Origin of the sequence: Pseudomonas sp. PDM10, from assembly GCF_014852295.1 — a bacterium.
GTDB lineage: Bacteria > Pseudomonadota > Gammaproteobacteria > Pseudomonadales > Pseudomonadaceae > Aquipseudomonas.
The window spans coordinates 1-273 of record NZ_JACVBJ010000032.1 but is presented as its reverse complement, the minus strand read 5'-3'; the positions used below and the strand labels follow the sequence as shown (position 1 = coordinate 273).

Genomic DNA, 273 nt, shown 5'->3' with positions numbered 1-273 from the left:
TCGAAGGCCGTACGGCCACCACCAACCTGCTGGTGTTCACGGTCAGCGTCGCCGCCAACGGTGACGTCACCCTCGACCAGCTGCGCGCCGTGGTGCATCCCGATGCCACCAATCCCGATGACGCGACGAGCCTGTCGGCGGACAACCTGGTCACCCTGACAGCGACCATCACCGACAAGGACGGCGACAGTGCCCAAGCGACCCTCAACATCGGGCAGAACCTGGTGTTCGAGGACGATGGGCCAAGCATCAGCACCACCGGCACCGAGCCAA

General features: G+C 65.2%; 1 protein-coding gene. It reads left to right on the top strand.

Annotated features, from left to right (window positions below):
* The coding region (locus IB252_RS30720) for a DUF5801 repeats-in-toxin domain-containing protein (protein WP_225607664.1) at positions 1–273 on the top strand (273 nt) is incomplete at both ends.